Source organism: Pseudomonas sp. MWU13-2100, from assembly GCF_023242365.1.
Taxonomy (GTDB): domain Bacteria; phylum Pseudomonadota; class Gammaproteobacteria; order Pseudomonadales; family Pseudomonadaceae; genus Aquipseudomonas.
Genome location: NZ_JALLIX010000094.1, coordinates 1 through 2,599 on the forward strand (window position 1 = coordinate 1; position 2,599 = coordinate 2,599).

Below are 2,599 nucleotides of genomic sequence, written 5' to 3' on the forward strand. Positions count from 1 at the left end.
ATTCATAACTTGTGCCATTTGGAAAGCAATCGGCGAAGCGGGCACTGTTCTTCCTAAACATTTTCAGCAACACAGGACCAAGCGCTCCTTGCCCGAAATCCCACTGAATCAAACCAAATGAAGCTCCTTGGCCATCAAAGTCATCTGCTAATGCATGATAATCCAGAGCGCTACGCCCTTCATATCCTCCACTAACTCTAAGTGCTAACTCAATAGATTCAGGAAGAGACATACATGCAGGACGACGACCAAAGGCTCCCACCAACCCCAGCGGATGAAAGTGATACACTTTCCCATACGTCGGAATCCCCACCTTCTCCGCTACGTCATCCCACCAGCTGATTTGCTTGAAGCGTTCTTTCTCCGCCAACCAATTCAAATTCGGTGTCGAACCGCTATGCCCCAGTAATTCATCCAGCGCGTCCCAGGTGGGGGCTCTGTAGTACCACTCGCTTTCACCGTGAATGATCAACTGAGAGATCGACTGGGCGTGGGCCGGCAAACGGATCGCCGCTTGCAGTTCTTCCGCCGTCATCTTGCCGTCGCGGTTACGGTCGATGATGTCGTACAGGCGCTTCTGTATCCGCACCTTGCCAAAGCCAGAGTCGAAGTGGTGCAGGCCGCAATACCTGTGCAGGAACTTTATCCAATCTGACTGGCATGGCTAACTCGCGCTTACTTCAGATAGTGTCGAAAGCAAGCTCAAATCACGACCGTAGCGATGCCCATGAAACGCTATCAGTACGCCATTGTCGCGAGATACCGCTGGCGACTTTACATTCATGGTTGGTATTTCTCATCAATTACAGCACATAGACCCACCCAGCACTTCCCTCTACACACACTTATTAACAGCCAAACGCTTCAAGTCACGCTCTCGCATCCTCTGAAATCTCATAGGCTCGACAGATCGAAGAATATCAAGATACTGAAGGCGTGACTTATCTTTATTTAAAAAAACCAAAAAACCAACCGCACTTCCCAAATCAAAACAGCCAGCATGGCTTTTAATGTATTTCTGGGGAGATGCATTCTCAATCGACTCTACTGAAGGGTATCTATCATAAATATCAACACTCCCGATACTTCCTAACAGAAAATGGGTCGCCAATCCTTTCTCAAATACGGGACCCGTACCAAAAGAAAAAATTGACGACCGCCACACATTAGAGTAATTCTGCGCAATTTCATCATAGCCCTCACTAAGCTGCACATTTAACCCGCATATGCCGGCAGATGCTCTGGCGCCGTTATAGATATTTCGCACATCAAAATAAGCACAGTCAATTAGCACCTGACCCTCCTGGGAAGTCAGGGTGTAATAATAACTATCCCGCCCAAGAACAAGCAGTGCGGGAGAATCATTAATGCTTATCAGACTGCGATAAAAACCATCTTTATCGCCAGTTATATTTTCATAAATGGTTTTTCGATCATTGTCGGTTAGCTCAATGCTTCCGGGCTTTTCTCCGTGCGTAATTGTTCCTGTCGCTATCTTTGAGTAGGTTACCGCCAGAAATAGCAGCATATATATATATATTTTCAGCATGATCAAAACTCTGTAGACAGGTTAGACGTTTTCCTGAGGACGGCTTCAAATTTTTCCGCATAAGAAGCAATCAATGCTCTCTCGTCGGTACCGTTTATGATATACCTCGCCGATAAATAATCTATTTTATATTGATTGAAGTAATCGCTCAGCTTTTTTCCGGTAAACACCCCATGAGTCATCCCCTGAATCATGATGGGTACAGAGTGCTCAAATTTTGCTGCCCTATCTGGATTTGAAACAAAGTCAATAGATAGTAGATCTGTAAACGTTTGGTAATGTTTTTTCCACGTCAGATGTACACAACCACGACCTCTGTACTTGAACCCGTCACCCTCTACGGTATTTCCATTTCCTCTAGCTCTCTCTCGAAGCTCTGGGGTTGCTGCAAGAATCGGATCGTACTTGTTAAAGTACGAAAAGCTACCAACTTCTGGCAGCTCACTAAAAAACTCCCCTGTTGGAAAATGGTAGGTTTCATGCCTGGCCGTAGCCAACATGTAAGATACTTCATAAATATTTGCTGTCTGTGGAGCGGACTCATAATACGCGTTTATAGAAATGATTAATTTTTTCAAGTTTTCCTTTGATTTTTGACTGAGGCCGGTAGTGCCAGGCGAAAAAAGTGCATGCGCTTGCTCATATTGCTGCAGAAAACAATTTACATTAATTAATTCAATTTTTTTGAAAAAATTGCTCACCAACCCCAGCGGATGAAAGTGATACACTTTCCCATACGTCGGAATCCCCACCTTCTCCGCTATGTCATCCCACCAACTGATTTGCTTGAAGCGCTCTTTCTCCGCCAACCAATTCAAATTCGGTGTCGAACCGCTATGCCCCAGTAATTCATCCAGCGCGTCCCAGGTGGGGGCTCTGTAGTACCACTCGCTTTCACTGTGAATGATCAACTGCGAGATCGACTGGGCGTGGGCCGGCAAACGGATCGCCGCTTGCAGTTCTTCCGCCGTCATCTTGCCGTCGCGGTTACGGTCGATGATGTCGTACAGGCGCTTCTGTACCCGCACCTTGTACTTGTCATCAACCATT

Annotated in this window: 2 protein-coding genes and 1 pseudogene; all 3 read right to left on the minus strand. The window is 46.2% G+C overall.

Going from position 1 to position 2,599, the window contains the following annotated elements; genetic code table 11:
- On the minus strand, positions 1 to 589 hold a 589-nt coding region (locus M5B99_RS29395; RefSeq protein ID WP_248807427.1), incomplete at its 3' end, for an EF-hand domain-containing protein.
- Positions 590 to 835: 246 nt separating this feature from the next.
- Positions 836 to 1,549 (minus strand): hypothetical protein, encoded by a 714-nt coding sequence (locus M5B99_RS29400; protein ID WP_248807428.1) that lies wholly within the window; start codon positions 1,547 to 1,549, stop codon positions 836 to 838.
- Positions 1,550 to 1,551: 2 nt separating this feature from the next.
- Positions 1,552 to 2,599 (minus strand): annotated as a pseudogene (locus M5B99_RS29405) (hypothetical protein); the annotation flags it as partial.